Raw genomic sequence first — 16313 nt, 5'->3', positions numbered from 1 at the left:
GGTTTAATTTTTTGATTTAGTGTGTTAATGAATAACACCTCCCCTAATCCTATACCTATAAATTTTTGCCCCCGCTGATTATAGCAGGGGCTTTTTTTATTTCATAAATCCTTAATGTTGGGGCCCAGCGAACAATTCTTTTAACACACATAGCCTGTAACAAAAAAAGAGCTGCCCGGTATGAGCAGCTCCTCCCGCTTCCTATGAGGCTTCGTTATATTTCTTCCATGCTCCGAATCCGCCCTTAAGGTTTAATACTCCCTTATATCCATTTGCCTGCAGAATACTGGCAGCGATAGCAGACCGCACACCGGACTGGCAGTGTACAATTGGAGTTTTTCCTTCTGGTATTTCATCCAAACGGTCAGGCAGTGTCCCGATCATCACATGAACAGCCTCTTCTATATGCTCTTCATCCCATTCTTCCTGGGTTCTTACGTCAACAATCACGTAATTGTCTTTGCCTCTGTATTCTCTATCAAATTCTTCTGGTGAGATGCTCTGGTAAGTTTCCAGGTTATCGAGCTGTTCAACCTCCTGAGCATCCGTATAGCTTGTAAGATTGTCTAAACCAATTGATTGCAAGGCCTGCTGGATTTCTTCCACTTTATCAGGCTCACTGATTACAGCAATTTCCTTATCATAATTAATCAGCCACCCTGCCCAATTAGCAAAGCCTTTATTGATTGGAATGCTTAGGGTTCCTTCGATATGCCCCTCCGCAAATTCCTCTTTAGAACGGGTATCAATAACGGCAGCACCGCTGCTTATTTTTTCCTGAAGTTCTTGAATGCCTACTTGTTTAACCTTCGGGGCTTCCCTCAGAAGTGCCGGCCCTTCTTTGTTTAACTTTTTCATATCGGCAAAGTAGTTCGGCGGTTCAGGCTGTCCATCCAGAAGCTCATCGATAAATGCTTTTTCGTTATCTGCCTTCAGCGCCCAGTTGTTTATCTTTTCATATCCGACGGTAGAGGATGGTACAGCACCTAGAGCCTTGCCGCATGCACTGCCGGCACCATGGCCAGGCCAGAGCTGGACATAGTCTGGAAGCTCTTTAAAACGCTGAAGAGATTGATACATTTCTTTAGCCCCTTGTTCTGACGTTCCTTCTGCCCCGGCTGCTTTCTCCAGAAGATCCGGACGACCTATATCCCCTACAAAAACAAAGTCACCCGTAAATATTCCCATTGGCACAGAAGAACCGCCGCCTTCATCTGTTAGAAGAAACGACAAGCTTTCCGGTGTATGCCCCGGTGTATGCAGGACATCCAGACGAACCTTCCCTACATAAAATTTGTCGCCGCCTTTCAGCCACTGATGGTCGTAATCTTTTGCATAAACGTACTTCCAATCGTTATGTCCTTCATCCGAGAGATAAAGTTTACCATTTGATGCGTTTGCAAGTTCTCTGGCTCCAGATAAAAAATCAGCATGAATATGGGTTTCTGTCACCGCACTAATTTCAAAGCCCTCTTTATCGGCTGTCTCAAGATAAGGCTGTATATCACGGGCTGGGTCTATTACTAATGCTTCTCCTGTCTTTTGGCAGCCTACCATATAAGACATTTGAGCGAGTTTCTCATCAAAAAATGATTTAAAAAACATATCAGAACCCTCCACTTATTTTAGTTTGTATTACACATTTTATACCCCTGCAGGTATAAAATCAAACATATAGTTTTTGTTATCCTTCCCCTGCTCTCTCTATTCCCATTTATAAAAAACCACACCTCAACGGTGGTGACCCCTAAAAGTTAGTTTTTAACTCTAACTTTTGGGGTGCAGTACCAACGTGGTGTGGTTTAATCAAAGTAATTTCGTAATACGTCAACAGGAGTATTCGCGTTTAAGGGCCCATAAATCAGCTCGACATTGCAAATATAGTTAATTTCGGCAGCATCAATTTCTTCGTAGGATAAGCCTTCCACAGAATCTTCCACTACCTTCTTCACTTCATTCATCATTCCTAAAATTCTCCGGTTATCAGTGGTTGTATACACGATTTGGTCAGTCGCTTGAAGCATTTCTTTTATAATGTCTTCTTCAACTTTTACGAGCTGAAGCAATTGTTTTAGCGAACCTTTAAATACATTCTCTAAATTGTCAAACTGCTGCTTTCGCAAACCAAATAGAGAAAGGTTTATTCCGGTTTCGTTGTTCATAATAATAAGACACTTTCTCCGATTCACAGTAATCAGATTAGCATGCCACTTTTTTATTTCCGGAATTTCTTTATATTCTTCCGGATCTTTGAGTTCTATATTTAATTGTTTTGCCAGCTTTTGCGTCAATCCTATTGTTATCATAATTGCTCCACCTCTATCCTTGCTAAAGCTTCTTTAACCGAATTATATACTTCCTCTTATTAATCGACAACTTATACGGAAAAAGCCCAGGATGATTCCATCCCGGGCTCGTTCATTCTTATTTAGTACGTCTGGCAAAATCAACAAACTGAAACTTATCGGGCCGGTGACGGGATTCTGTGTACTGAAATAGCGTAGCATCCGCGAGATAGACATAACTGCGAATGACGACGACTTGAGAATGGTCCTTCACGTCAAGATGTTCTTTGTCCTCGTCGGATACAGGTTCTACCACAATCTCTTTTTTCGCAAAGCTGATCTCCAGGCCGAGCTCCTCTTCAAAATACTCATATAAGGAGTTTTCCACAATCGTCTTTGTCAGCTCGGGCACGATATCAGCGCGAATGTAATCTTTATCGAGAATAATCCGTTCCCCATTGATCATACGGGATCGGGTTACTTTCCAGATTTTCAGACCTGTTGAGCAGTTAAGCCGTGTTTTTAGCTGATTATCTGCCGTTTCGAGGTACACCTCGTGAGCAATCGTCTTGAAATCCTGGCCGAGCTGCTCTGATAGTTCTTTAAAGCTTGTTAACCCAGAGACTGGGAACTCAAACTTACTGTGGTCCAATACGACAGAACCCTTCCCTCTGACCTTTTGAATATAGCCATTTTGAGAAAGCAAATTTAGCGCTTTTCTTAGTGTTTCTCTGGAAGTGGAAAACTGTTCAGAGAGATCATGCTCAGACGGCAGTGTATCTCCCGCCTTAAATTCGCCCTGTTGAATTTTTTGTACTAAGTCATTATAAATAAGAATAAATTTATTTTTCATGTTTTCTTCACCGTTATTATCCTATCATTTAGCTGTAAAATGGTAAACGATGGATTCATACGGTCTTAGTGAAATATTTCGATAATCCTCAGAAGAGTCATCATAGTTACTAATTAAAATTTCTGATTCACCTTCAAGCTTAACATCGTCCGGCAGTTGGAATTTAGTCTCACCACCGTAGAAATTATTAACGACAAGCAGGGCTTCCCCATCAGCTTTTCTAGTATAAGCAAACACCCGGTCATTTCCCTCATCAACTAAAGAGTAATCACCGATCGTGATAATGTCATGGATTTTACGTAAGTCAATCAGCTTCTGGTAATAAGCAAAAATAGAATTCCCCTGATTCATTACTCGCTCGGCATTTACTTCTTCATAATTATCTGCGACCGGAATCCAAGGTGTTCCTTCAGTAAATCCTGCCTGAGCATCGCTGTTCCACTGGACAGGAGTTCTTGAGTTATCCCTGGATTTCTGTTTTAAAATCTCAATAATTTCTTCTTCCTTCATGCCTTTATCCTTCAAAATGGAATAGGCATTAAGAGACTCAACATCACGATATTGATCAATCGACTCAAACTTTGGATTCGTCATACCGAATTCTTCTCCCTGATAAATATAAGGAGTCCCCTGCATCATATGAATTGTTGTCGCAAGCATTTTTCCTGATTCATCAGGAAAATTCACGTCGTCTCCAAACCTTGATAATACACGAGGCTGGTCATGATTACACCAGAATAATGCGTTCCATCCGCTTCCTTTATGCATTTCCTCCTGCCAAGTGGAAAGAATTTGCTTTAACTCGAGAAAATCAAAAGGAGCCTTCGTCCATTTTTCACCGTTTGGATAGTCAACCTTTAAATGGTGGAAATTAAACGTCATACTCAATTCCTTACGTTCCGGAGCGGTATAACGAATGCAATGTTCAATTGTCGTTGAAGACATTTCCCCTACTGTCATCAGGTCATATGGACTGAACACTTCGCGGTTCATTTCCTGCATATATTCGTGAACCTTTGGACCGTCTGTATAGAACTTACGTCCATCGCCTGGGGCAATGCTTCCGTCATCATTTGGAAACTCAGAATCTTTGGAAATAAGATTGATGACATCCAAACGGAAGCCATCTACCCCTTTTTCTCCCCAGAAACGCATCATTTCATATAGTTTTTCCCGAACCTCTTTATTTTCCCAGTTGAGATCAGCCTGGGTCACATCAAATAAGTGCAAGTAATATTGCCCGGTTTCTTCATCATATTCCCAGGCATTTCCCCCAAATTTAGACTGCCAATTCGTAGGCGGCCCCCCGTCTACTGGATCTTTCCAGATGTAGTAGTCGCGATAAGGGTTGTCTTTAGATTTCCTGGACTCTTTAAACCATTCGTGTTCTGTAGACGTATGGTTAATAACAATATCCATAATCAGCTTCATGCCGCGTTTATGGGTTTCGCTGAGAAGACGCTCAAAGTCTTCCATCGTTCCATATTCATCCTGAATATCGTAGTAATCACTTATGTCATACCCGTTATCATTCTGCGGTGATTTGTACATCGGGGTCAGCCATAAAACATCGACCCCGAGTGTATTTAAATAATCAAGCTTTTCGATAATTCCCTGGATGTCGCCCACACCATTTCCTGTTGTATCGTTAAAGCTCTTTGGATAAATCTGATACACTACTGCTTTTTTCCACCAAGTTTGTTCGGTCATATATGAGCTTCCTCCATTTCTGTATTGAATCTTAAACGTCTTTTTTGCGTTTGGCATATAGGTAAGTTGCGACTAATGGAAGGATGATAACGATCGCCATCCCAATCAAGAAGTCGAACCAGTAATCAGATACAATCGAGAAGATCCCCGGTACGCCGCCTACACCAATAGAGTTAGCCAGTACACCTCGTGCTGAAATATACAGGCCGGCGATAGCGGAAGAAGAAATCGCTATGACAAACGGATACTTAAAGCGCAAGTTGACTCCGAACAATGCCGGTTCTGTGATTCCCAAATATGCAGAAACACCAGAAGATAAGCCCAGACCTTTAAGCTTCTCATCTCGTGAAGCCAGCATAATAGCAAAGGCTGCAGAACCTTGGGCAATGTTTGAAAGGGCAAGCATCGGCCATAGGAAGGTTGTTCCTGTGCTTCCGATTAACTGAATATCAACTGCAAGGAACGTATGGTGCATACCTGTAATAACAAGCACTCCATACAGTCCACCATAAATTAAACCACCAAGTGTTGCAAAGCTGTCAAATACGGCAACAAGACCATCTGTAATAAAGTTACCGATGGCAAAAGTAACTGGTCCTATAAACATAAATGTTAAGAAGCCTGTAACTAATAAGGCAACTGGTCCAACGACAAGAAGCTGTATGCTGTCAGGAGTTCTTTTTCTCATAAAGAGTTCAATTTTCGTTAATACATAAGCTGCTACAAGTACAGGCAATACCTGACCCTGATAACCAATTTTCTCTATTTCCCATCCGAACAGGTTCCATGTCGGTACACTGCCTTCTTCTACTGCGTTACCATAATCCCAGGCATTCAATAATTCAGGGTGAACGAGAATTAAACCAATAACGATACCGAGAATCGGACTTCCCCCGAACCTTTTAACTGCTGACCATCCAATCAGCCCGGGTAAAAAGGTAAAGGCCGTGTTCGCAATAATAATGATCATATTGGCAATGTCCGCCCATTGCGGATATACATCGATTACAGACTGGTCATCCCAAAAGATCCCTTGAGCCGTAAGTATGTTATTAATACCGAGGAGTAAACCAGCTGTAACGATGGCAGGCAGAATAGGTATAAAAATATCAGCTAAAGTTTTTATGCCTCGCTGCAGCGGGTTCATTTTCCCTTTAGACGCTTCCTTTACTTCTTCTTTTGATGATTCGCCAATTCCGGCAAGAGCAACAAGCTCTTTATACACTTTATCCACTGTCCCCTGCCCAATAACGATCTGGAATTGGCCATTCGTTGAGAAAGAACCTTTTACAGCATCTATTTTATTCAGCTTTTCGTCGTCCACGATTCCTTCATCATGCAGGGCTAACCGCAGTCGAGTGACACAGTGAGTGGCTGCTGAAATGTTTTCTTTTCCGCCAATGGCCTCAAGAATTTGTGAGGCTTGTTTTTTATGGTCCATTTCTATTTCCTCCTAAATATAGAGTTCTGATCAGACTTCAATACAGCAAACTATGATTGGCTCTTTTCCTTTAAGAGAACCACCTCCGTAAAAAGATTTCCCCTTAAGCTTTAACCGCTTACATTATGTGACAAATAATAAACTTGTATATACAAAAATCTAATAAAATTATAATTTGTATATACAAGTTTTGCAACCGTTTTAACAAAATTCCCTTTTATTAAAGTTACCTTCCCTATCTTTTACCTTTTTACACTCAATCAAATCCCTTATGTCCTCTACAGTTTTATTATATAATTAGGGTGTCGAAATATTTATGGAGGAAGGGATGCTTACGCTTATTCCGGAAGATCAGACGAAAAGAAATGTAGCGATTATGTGGTTTGCTAACTTCTTTATCGCTGGAAGTATTACGATGGTTCTGCCATTTCTATCTTTATATATTGATGAGCTCGGGAACTTCTCAAGCTCTTATGTACAGACATGGTCAGGATGGGTGTTTGGAATTACCTTCGTGACCGCTTTTCTATTCTCACCTATCTGGGGAAAAGTCGGAGATCGATATGGAAGGAAAAATATACTGATCCTTTCTGCTGCAGGGTTAGCTCTATCCGTCTTATTAATGGGGTTTGTCACATCTGTGTGGCAGCTATTTCTTTTACGATTATTTATGGGGATTTTCACAGGGTTTATTCCGATGTCACAGGCTTTAATTTCAACTCAGACCCCTAAACATATTGCCGGACAAGTTCTCGGCACCTTACAGACAGGAAGCATTACCGGGACATTACTCGGACCGATGATCGGCGGTTTGATTGCCGACTCGATTGGATACAGCACCACTTTTCAATTTGTATCTATTTTTGTGTTTATCTCTGCTTTTATTGTTCTTTTCGGGATTAAGGAACAACGGATGGACACCGAAGACGATGGCGAAAAAACAAGCTATACGTCTAAAGAGGTAATCTCACACATTGTTAGACAGCCTGTTTTACTAGTGGTCATGGTCATTTCTTTATTTATTCAAGTGGCTCACTTCAGCATTCAGCCGATACTATCTTTATATGTAGAAGAATTGCACGGTGCGGCGAATCTGGCCCTCTTTTCAGGGATCGCCTTCTCAGCTGCCGGTCTTGGAAATCTGCTAATGGCCAGACGCTGGGGAGCTATTGCAGATCGTGTGGGTTATACAAAAATATTAGTAATCCTGTTGTTTATGGCAGGGCTTGTTTATTTTCCTGCTGCTTTTGTTACAAACATCTGGCAGCTCGTTATTTTAAGGTTTCTGCTCGGTGTGTCGATAGGCGGTATTATCCCTGTGCGGACGGCTTATATCCGTCATAAAGCACCTATTGCCATGCAAGGCGAAGTACTCGGCTATAATACGAGTTTGCGGTTCTTAGGGAATATCATCGGACCGGCCATGGGAGGAATGATTTCCGGCTGGTACGGTTTTTCGGCCGTTTTCTTTATCACAAGCGGACTGCTTGTCCTCTGCGGCGGCACCTTATTAATCGCCCTGCAAAAGAATACACCTTCCATGAAGCGTCACGCTTCATCTATCTAATTACAACCCCTTATGTTAATATATGTGTATATACACTTACTCTGCATAAGGGGTGTTTTTTTATGGAAAAAGCTCTGATTGTCATTGATTATACGGTCGATTTCGTAGCGGCTGATGGTGCATTAACGTGCGGGCCGCCCGGCCAAAGCATTGAAAATAACATTACACAGCTCACGAAAGGTTTTCTGTCAGATGGCAGCCTCGTTGTATTCGCTGTAGATGTTCATGAGAATGATGATCCATTCCATCCGGAGGCTAAACTCTTTCCTCCTCATAATATACGCGGTACAAAAGGCCGTGACCTTTATGGCGAATTAAAACCTTTGTACGAAGAACATAAATCGAAAGACAATCTGATTTGGATGGATAAAACGAGGTACAGCGCTTTTTGCGGCACTGACTTGGATGTGAAGCTGCGCGAGCGGGGAATCAATGAACTTCATCTTGTGGGTGTCTGTACAGATATTTGTGTGCTCCATACGGCAGTTGAAGCCTATAACCTTGGATACCGCATTATTGTCCATAGAAACGCAGTGGCAAGCTTTAATCAGACGGGACATGAATGGGCATTGGGCCACTTCGAATCCACCCTGGGTGCATCTGTATTATAAAAAAACCATAAGCAAACCCTTTTATAAGGTAGTACCTCTTGGAGTAAGGAAACTTATCCTAGGGGTTTTTTCAATGTGAGCTATTCAATAAGAAAACAGATGCTGAATTATTGCCGCTCGTGGCATGGAAAACGGTAAGACTCCTGCGAAAAAAAAGCCTGCTAAGACCTCGCAGTAAGGCAACGAATGAGGAGACTCGGCGGTCGTCCGTGGAAAAGCGATCCGTTTTCCGTCTATTTCCAATCAACTTTGGACTTTTTAAAAAGCCCTTTCTTCTTGGAATAAACATACAAATTATTGGTATTTGCTATTCTTGCAAAAATCGAATATTATGGACTATGGGAAATTATGAAATTTAATTTAATGCTATACACATATAGGAGGAATCATCATGAGCTCAAAAGATTACCGAGTTCTGTTGTACTACAAATATGTTGATATGCCTGATTATGAAGAATACTGTGACAATCACTTAAAATATTGTAAAGATCTTGGCCTTCGCGGCCGAATCATCGTATCTCCAGAGGGCATCAATGGAACAGTTTCTGGTACAGTTGAACAAGTCGAGGAATACATGGATTACGTACGTTCCGATGAGCGGTTTGCAGACATTCATTTTAAAATTGATGAGCATGAAGGACATGCCTTCAAAAAAATGCACTGCCGCGTAAAACCTGAACTCGTCAATTGGAGTATCGAAAATGACGACATCGATCCCAAAACTTTCGGAGGCAAGCACCTTAAACCTAAAGAGTTTTACGAAATGCTTCAGGACGAAGACACGATCGTCATTGACGGACGCAATGAGTACGAATATCGCATCGGCCACTTCCGAAATGCAATCAAACCGGGCGTGGACCACTCCCGCGAATTTCCTGAGTGGGTCGCAGAAAATGCGGACAAATGGAAAGATAAAAAAGTTCTCACTTACTGCACAGGCGGAATCCGCTGTGAAAAGCTAACAGGTATTCTGAAGAAAAATGGTGTAGAAGACGTTTATCAGCTGGAAGGCGGAATTACAACTTACGGCAAAGACCCTGAAGTAAAAGGTCAGCTGTTTGACGGTAAAATGTATGTATTTGATGAGCGCATCGCTGTACCTGTGAATCAGGTCGAGGAAAAAGTAGTAGCGAAATGTGAGCACTGCGGCAAAGCAGAAGACCGCATGATTAACTGCAGCAACCCAGTATGCAACCGCCAATACGTCTGCTGTAAAGATTGTGAAATTGAACATCACGCAGCATGTACTGCAGAATGTAAAGAACATCCTGAAAACCGCTGGGATGCACAGCGTCAAAAACAAATCGATAAATACGACCGTATTTCCGGTCAATTATAAAAACTCGCTTAGGCTGCTAAGCGAGTTTTTCTCTTTTTACTTTCCTGACATCAAATGCGTAATCGGCCGCAACGAGCAAAACAGCAAAAATCCACTGTGACCATAAGTGCATCGAAACACTAGTTATGATCTGATCCACAATATAAACAGCAGCCCAGGTTAGGAAAACATCAACCGCCAACTTGATATGGAAATAAACCGACCAAGGGAGCTTCATCGAATAAAGAGATGTACATATTAGCTTTCCAAGCGCCTCAAGCAGAAACCCGACAAGAAAGATAAGCATCGCAAACCAGACGAGCGAGCGGTTCGACTCATACGTTACGCTCGTTAATTAAAACAGCCCCGCCATTGCCAGAAAAAATACACAGAGAATAAGAATGGATGCCAAAAGAAGGACTGAGGAAAGACTTAAAATGACTATAGTTTTAGTTTTCCGGTCCAATTCATTAAATGGTCGTTTTTTCGCCATGATTTTCATCCCTTATATATTTTGGTTATAGTGCAATCGTACATACCCTTCAATTTCTATAAGCTGTCCATTTTTCACATATAATCCAGCGCCATCATTTATTCCGTACCCAATCGATACACCGGCCTCTTCCACGGCGTCAATTAAATGCTGATCATCTTTCCATCTTAATAAATGTGCTGCTATCACTCGGTCTTTTAGTATACCGAGGCCTTTTTTATAAATAGCTTTCTTTTCACTTGTATCATGAGCAGACATAACACATATTTGCGGCAAAATTAAGGCACCTGCTGAGAAACCGGCAATGGGCACACCCTTTTCATAAAGACTGTTAATGACAGGGTTTAATTCTGTCCAATGATATATTTATGATATTTTACTGTATCTCCCCCGCCAATTATGACTGCTCCGGCAGATTGAATTTCTTGGAGCTCATTTGGCGTATAACTCTCTTTTAAGTCGATAAAGGTAAATGATATCTGATTATCATATTGAAGAAATGCGTCCTTATAATCATCCTTGTACTCATGAATGCTCATTAATTCCCTTTCAATATATAAAACGACGATAGCTCCCTCCTGCTTTAATACAGAAAGCCGCTTAGCCAGCAGCCGCGGCATGGGAGGCCCACCGCCCATTAAAAACATATGATGACTGCCCACCTCTTCACCTCTCCCTTTTCCGATAGGCCGCATGGTAAGTGGAGCCGATGCCCCTGTCAAAAGAAAGAGCCTGCTCGATCGCTTCAGTTACAAAAGCTTTAGCTGTTCGCACTGCTTCCTCTACAGATTTTCCTTTAGCCAGCTCTGCAGTAATAGCTGCCGAATAGGTACAGCCTGCTCCGCTCGTATGAATCGTATCGATCCGCTTAGATTCAAGCTCAATCATCCGCTCTCCATCAAACAAAACATCAACAGCCGGGTAGTCTTGAAGAGATCCTCCTTTAATGAGAATATATTTGGGCCCCAGTTTATGAAGCTCACGGGCGGCATGCTTCATCATTTCTGGAGAGTCTGGAACCGGTGTATTTAGCAAACGGGCTGCTTCTTTTAAATTAGGAGTGATGATTAGGGCGGCCGGCAACACCTGCTGGGTTAGTGCTTCAATCGCTTCATCTTTAAGCAGCTGTGAGCCCATTTTTCCGATCATCACTGGGTCAACCACCACATTTTTTATTTTGTAATCTTTAATCAGCCCGCTTACCGCCTGAATAATTTCTTCGGTAAACAGCATCCCTGTTTTCAAGGCGTGGGGACCAACGTGTTCAAAGGAGGCGTGAATTTGTGCTTCCACCGCTTCAAGGGGCTGTGTAAAGATACCTTTGTCTGTCTTTGAGTTATTTGCCACAATGGCAGTTATGGCACTCATCCCATAGACATCAAGCTCTTGAAATGTTTTAAGATCAGCCTGAATACCAGCACTTCCTTGAGCGGCGGAACCAGCGATCGTTAACACACGTGATATACTCATAAATAAACCTCCGTTCTTTTATAGGTTTAGAAAAAGTGTACCAAATTTTGTTACATTAAATCTATGATAGAACAGCAAAGGGAGCTGTTTTTTATGAAGCCTTTTACCGAAAATGTCCTCACGGTGATTCGTTCAATCCCTGAAGGCCGTGTCATGACATATGGCCAGGTGGCTGCAAAAGCAGGCAGCCCCCGGGCAGCAAGACAGGTCGTTCGAATTCTCCATTCAATGAGCCGGAAACATCACCTTCCTTGGCACCGCGTCCTCAACGCAAAAGGTGAAATTGCTTTAAAAGACGAAGAGGCAGCAATGGAACAGCAGCTGGCTCTTAAAATGGAAGGCGTTTCTGTTATCAACCGAAAAATCGATTTAAATACTTATCAAGCCGATGTATAAAGAAGGTGTTTAATAGATGTATGAAGTCAGAGACTACCCTGAACTGTCGTGGTCCCTATCCCGTCACAAAACAATGCTGACTTGTTTAAGAAAATATGCCTACGATTACTACGTCTCACATAACGGCTGGCTTGCAGATGCCAATACGCTGGCGAGACAGACGTACCGATTAAAAAAGATTACCAACTTAGAAATGCATTTCGGAAGTGTTGTTCACGATTTAATCTATCAAATTATCCAGCGGGTTCTGCAAAATAAAGAGATTCCAAGCGAGGAGCTCGTTGTAGACGAGATTCGCCACCACTTGAACCGTGGATTCATTGAATCTACGAAAAAGGAGCATTTATGGCAGCACAGGCCGAAGCATTATACGATGCTTCACGAGATTTACTATAGTCAAACGAACACTCTGCCCGCAGGAAAAATCGAGAAAATCACTGAAAGGCTTCATACCACTGTGAAGAACTTTTATGCGAGTACGTCCTTTGCCGATGTACTGAATAAAAAGGATATGCGCTTTTTAGAATCAGAGAAGTTCCGCTATATGATGATAAATGGAGTTAAAATCTTTATTGTCATGGACTTAGTGTATAAAGATTTGAAGAATAACCGCTGGGTCATCGTCGACTGGAAAACAGGGAAATCCTCGGAGGAAGACCGCAATCAGCTGGCGCTCTATGCGTTATATCTAAAGCAAAAGTATAATATTGATTCTCTTGAGGTGATTGTGATCCGTAATGAGTACCTGCTAGATGGGACTTCTGTTGAGCATACGCTGACAGAACATGATGTTATGAATGTGCAGCGGCTTTATAATATCAGCATTGAGCATATGCAGTCTCTATTAGCAGATGAAAGCAAGAATGCTCCTAAGCCTCTCGATTCTTTTCCTATGCAGACGAATCCAAAAATCTGCGCGATGTGCAATTATCAGGAACTGTGCTTCCCTGCCCCTTCTAATGTTTAATAGCCAAAAGATCAGGCTAAACAATAAGCAGACGCAGAATTAATGAAGGGAGTTTTTGTAACGATGAAAGTACTAGTAGCGGGAGCTAACGGAAAAACAGGACGTTTACTCATACAATATTTAAAAGAAGATGGTCACGAGCCGTACGGTATGGTTCGTAAAGAAGAGCAGAAGAGCAATATTGAAAAACTTGGCGGTATTCCTGTACTGGCCGATCTTAAGAAAGATGTCGGTCATGCCGTTAAAGGAATGGACGCGGTTATTTTCGCTGCCGGTTCCGGTTCATCTACAGGTCCGGACCAGACAGAAGCAGTGGACCGTGATGGTGCAATTAACTTAGTCAAGCACACAGAGAAGTTCGGTATTAAAAAGTTCGTAATGCTAAGTGCGATCAATGCGGATGATTCCAGTGAAGCTGAAGGCAGCTTTAAATTTTACCTTGATATGAAGAGCCAGGCGGATGAATACCTTAAAAGAACAGAGCTTGATTATACGATTGTTCGCCCAGGCGGCCTTACGGATGAGGAAAGCACAAGCAAAATAAAAGTCGGTGAAAAAGTCGCACGCGACAATATCCCAAGAGCAGATGTAGCTAAAACAATCATCGCTTCCCTGCAGGAACCAAATGCTTATCATAAAACATTTGAACTTGTTTCAGGTGATACGCAGATTGAAGACGCCTTAAAAACTCTCTAATAAAAAAACAACCAACCCCAAAACGGCGGTTGGTTGTTTTTTTGGTCATTTTTTCTAAAATTCGGTCTTCTTAATTATACCCTTCATTATGATTTATCGTATGCCACCGCCGACGGAAGGATAAACAATGGTACCGGCCCGATACACCAGGATATGACAAAATACCCATTTCTCATACTATTTTCACACATCTTTTGCTATAATGTTTTTACTGTCAGGAAGAAGAGGTGATTTTGGATGAAGGGTCAATTAATCAAGCAGCACCGTAAATACAGAGATTTAACTTTAGAAGAATTAGCTTCAGGGATCTGTTCCGCATCCTACCTGAGCAAAATTGAGCATAATACGATCAATGCCAGTGACGAGATTTACCGCCTTCTGGGAGAAAAGCTCAATATCAAACTTGATAACTTAAATGAAGAATTCGATGATAATATTTATGAGCAGCTTTTTCATTGGCATGAAGCGATTAAGTTTAAAGATACAGAGCTTATGGACAAGCTTTACCGCACATGTAAATCCAGCCTTGCCAAGAACCATAACATTGAACTGGCTAATCTTTATAAGGTGATTTTATCCAGGTACAAACTCGCTGCCAAAAGTAAGCCTCTTTCTAAAAAAACCCTAAAAGAACTTCACGATGTTTTTTCCCAATCCTCCCAAGAATATCGTTTTCTCTATTACAAAACAATTGGTCTCCATTATTTTTTACTTGCTGATTATAAAAATGCGATTAAACACTTTCACTCGGCTGACGAGGTTTTAGAACAGCTTCCGCTAAGTGATCATGAGCTTTACTACCATCTGGCTCTTTCCTACAATCGTCTTCGCATGTATGTAGAATCCAATTATTATGCCGAAATTGCTCTCGACAGCTATCAGAATTCCCTGAACTATCAAAGGGTCACTGATTGCCATATCCTTCTTGCGATTAACTTTAACTGCCTGGAGGTTTACCACGTGGCTGAACGCCTTTTCTTAAAGCTGTTACGAGTCTCCAAAAATCAGCTTAATTTAACTGAACAAGGAAAGGTGTATCATAATTTAGGCTGCGTTAATTATAATCAGGGAAAATATGAACAGGCTCTTGATTACTTGCAAGAGGCCTTAGATTTCAAGAAAAAACAGGGCATCTCAACAGTCAGCACTTTATTTCTATTAGCAGAAACCCACTATTATGGGAATAACAGCGAAGAGTCTGCGTGGGAATATCTTTCACTTGGTGAAGCAGAAGCCTTGCAGTCTAATGACTTAAAATACATTCACAAACTGTTTGTACTCAAGCACATCATCCTGCATACAACTCATAAGCCCTCTTTTATTGAAAAGCTTGAGAAAAAAATCATCCCAGACTTCCGGGAGCTCAACGAATACGAGGATTATAAAGAACATCTCGAGCTCCTGGGAGAAATCTACTATGAGAAGAGAATGTACAAAAAATGCTCGATGCTCTTTATTGAAGCCAACCGTTATAAGACGGCTCAGAAAAAGGATCTATATTAGAAGAATAAAAGGTCAGTCCCTTAAAAGGACTGACCTCTATTACATGCCGACAATATTCTTTTTCCAATTTCTAAATTCAAGATCATCAAATTTACTGGCCATACGGGGTTCATCGATATAAAATAAAGCATCTTCAAGAGAGCAGTTGACGTCAGCTTCACAATTTATACGGGCGAGCTTCCTGGAGAGGTGAAGCATCTCAAGATCCTGCTCGATTTTAGCTCTTTGCCCTTTTGTCAGCTGATCGAGATTTTCCAGTATCCCTTCAATGGATTTGTGCTTCATCAATAGCTTCAGAGCTGTTTTCTCCCCTATCCCTCTTACTCCAGGGTAGTTATCACTGCTGTCCCCCATTAGAGCTTTCAGATCAACCATCTGCTGAGGTGTAATGCCTTTTTCTTCATAAAAGGAATCTTCTCTGTACTCCGCATAATTTCCATATCCTTTTTTCAATAGGATAACAGAAACATTTGGCTGCAGAAGCTGAAGCATATCCTGGTCTCCTGTCAAAATGAACACCTGGGAATGGTCACTATATTCACGGCTCAGTGTACCCATGCAGTCATCCGCTTCAAATCCGACTTGACCAATATTTGGTATGTCCAAAGATCCGACAACTTCTTTAGCAAGATCAAATTGAGGGATTAGCTCCTCGGGAGGTGCTCCCCGGTTCGCTTTATAGTCGGGGAACATATCGTTTCGAAACGTTTTGCTCCCCATATCCCAGCAGCAGACAACATGCGTCGGCTGATATCTATCGATCGCCGTAAACAAGTGCTTCATCATTCCGTATACGCCATTGGTCGGCATTCCTTTACTGTTAATCATATAATAATTGCTCATAGCTGTAGCATAAAATGCTCGGAAAAGCAGAGCCATTCCATCTACGAGCAGAATTCTATTAGTGGTAGTCATATATTCTTCTCCTTTATCATTTGGCTCTAAAAGCTTTCCTTACAAGGAACTTGTTTCCTTTCTATCAACATTAAAAGAGCCTGACTAT

16 protein-coding genes and 1 pseudogene are annotated in these 16313 nt (G+C 41.7%); 7 read left to right on the top strand and 10 right to left on the bottom strand.

All coding sequences use genetic code 11. The features are described from left to right. Positions 1-201: 201 nt before the first annotated feature. The 5 genes from HUS26_RS18020 to treP form a co-directional block, all read right to left on the bottom strand. Positions 202-1605 carry a rhodanese-like domain-containing protein gene (locus HUS26_RS18020; protein WP_173918418.1) on the bottom strand — a complete coding sequence of 468 codons (1404 nt, stop codon included), beginning with the start codon at positions 1603-1605 and terminating at the stop codon, positions 202-204. 197 nt (positions 1606-1802) lie between these two features. Beyond that, complete coding sequence (locus HUS26_RS18015) at positions 1803-2306, bottom strand: hypothetical protein (RefSeq protein WP_173918417.1); 504 nt, start codon at positions 2304-2306, stop codon at positions 1803-1805. 118 nt (positions 2307-2424) lie between these two features. Next, complete coding sequence (treR, locus tag HUS26_RS18010; RefSeq protein ID WP_173918416.1) at positions 2425-3138, bottom strand: trehalose operon repressor; 714 nt, start codon at positions 3136-3138, stop codon at positions 2425-2427. A 24-nt stretch (positions 3139-3162) separates the two neighbouring features. Beyond that, positions 3163-4848, bottom strand: coding sequence for an alpha,alpha-phosphotrehalase (treC, locus tag HUS26_RS18005; RefSeq protein ID WP_173918415.1), 1686 nt, complete (start codon positions 4846-4848; stop codon positions 3163-3165). A 31-nt stretch (positions 4849-4879) separates the two neighbouring features. Then, entirely contained in the window at positions 4880-6289 is a 1410-nt protein-coding gene (gene treP / locus HUS26_RS18000) for a PTS system trehalose-specific EIIBC component (protein ID WP_173918414.1), read from the bottom strand. Between the two features lie 328 nt (positions 6290-6617). Between treP and HUS26_RS17995 the strand changes: the two genes are divergently transcribed. The 3 genes from HUS26_RS17995 to HUS26_RS17985 all read left to right on the top strand — a co-directional run bounded on the left by HUS26_RS17995 (position 6618) and on the right by HUS26_RS17985 (position 9806). Next, positions 6618-7856 (top strand): MFS transporter, encoded by a 1239-nt coding sequence (locus HUS26_RS17995; RefSeq protein ID WP_254434237.1) that lies wholly within the window; start codon positions 6618-6620, stop codon positions 7854-7856. Positions 7857-7918: 62 nt separating this feature from the next. After that, positions 7919-8467 carry a cysteine hydrolase family protein gene (locus HUS26_RS17990; RefSeq protein WP_173918412.1) on the top strand — a complete coding sequence of 183 codons (549 nt, stop codon included), beginning with the start codon at positions 7919-7921 and terminating at the stop codon, positions 8465-8467. A 391-nt stretch (positions 8468-8858) separates the two neighbouring features. Next, on the top strand, positions 8859-9806 hold the full coding sequence (locus HUS26_RS17985; RefSeq protein ID WP_173918411.1) for a rhodanese-related sulfurtransferase: 948 nt from the start codon (positions 8859-8861) through the stop codon (positions 9804-9806). A gap of 16 nt (positions 9807-9822) precedes the next feature. Here HUS26_RS17985 and HUS26_RS17980 read toward each other — a convergent pair. The 4 genes and pseudogenes from HUS26_RS17980 to thiD form a co-directional block, all read right to left on the bottom strand. Next, positions 9823-10125: pseudogene (locus HUS26_RS17980) on the bottom strand (YrvL family regulatory protein); the annotation flags it as partial. Between the two features lie 165 nt (positions 10126-10290). Beyond that, positions 10291-10590, bottom strand: coding sequence for a Type 1 glutamine amidotransferase-like domain-containing protein (locus tag HUS26_RS17975; RefSeq protein WP_254434236.1), 300 nt, complete (start codon positions 10588-10590; stop codon positions 10291-10293). Positions 10591-10622: 32 nt separating this feature from the next. Next, positions 10623-10940 (bottom strand): hypothetical protein, encoded by a 318-nt coding sequence (locus HUS26_RS17970; protein ID WP_173918409.1) that lies wholly within the window; start codon positions 10938-10940, stop codon positions 10623-10625. A gap of 4 nt (positions 10941-10944) precedes the next feature. Beyond that, complete coding sequence (gene thiD / locus HUS26_RS17965; RefSeq protein ID WP_173918408.1) at positions 10945-11748, bottom strand: bifunctional hydroxymethylpyrimidine kinase/phosphomethylpyrimidine kinase; 804 nt, start codon at positions 11746-11748, stop codon at positions 10945-10947. 93 nt (positions 11749-11841) lie between these two features. Here thiD and HUS26_RS17960 point away from each other — a divergent pair, with 93 nt between their 5' ends. The 4 genes from HUS26_RS17960 (at position 11842) to HUS26_RS17945 (ending at position 15310) form a co-directional block, all read left to right on the top strand. Then, positions 11842-12144 carry an MGMT family protein gene (locus HUS26_RS17960; protein ID WP_173918407.1) on the top strand — a complete coding sequence of 101 codons (303 nt, stop codon included), beginning with the start codon at positions 11842-11844 and terminating at the stop codon, positions 12142-12144. 16 nt (positions 12145-12160) lie between these two features. Further along, positions 12161-13111: a PD-(D/E)XK nuclease family protein gene (locus HUS26_RS17955; protein ID WP_173918406.1), complete on the top strand. Its 951-nt coding sequence runs from the start codon at positions 12161-12163 to the stop codon at positions 13109-13111. A gap of 63 nt (positions 13112-13174) precedes the next feature. After that, a complete protein-coding gene (locus HUS26_RS17950; RefSeq protein WP_173918405.1) occupies positions 13175-13807 on the top strand; it encodes an SDR family oxidoreductase in 633 nt (210 codons plus the stop codon). A gap of 237 nt (positions 13808-14044) precedes the next feature. Next, on the top strand, positions 14045-15310 hold the full coding sequence (locus HUS26_RS17945) for a helix-turn-helix transcriptional regulator (protein ID WP_173918404.1): 1266 nt from the start codon (positions 14045-14047) through the stop codon (positions 15308-15310). Positions 15311-15349: 39 nt separating this feature from the next. Here the strand turns inward: HUS26_RS17945 and HUS26_RS17940 are convergent, their stop codons facing one another. Continuing rightward, complete coding sequence (locus tag HUS26_RS17940) at positions 15350-16225, bottom strand: 5'-3' exonuclease H3TH domain-containing protein (protein WP_173918403.1); 876 nt, start codon at positions 16223-16225, stop codon at positions 15350-15352. Between the last annotated feature and the right edge of the window lie 88 nt (positions 16226-16313).

Origin of the sequence: Halobacillus sp. Marseille-Q1614, from assembly GCF_902809865.1 — a bacterium.
Lineage (GTDB): Bacteria > Bacillota > Bacilli > Bacillales > Halobacillaceae > Halobacillus_A.
The sequence above is the reverse complement of the archived record's forward strand: the minus strand, read 5'-3'. Positions and strand labels throughout refer to the sequence as shown.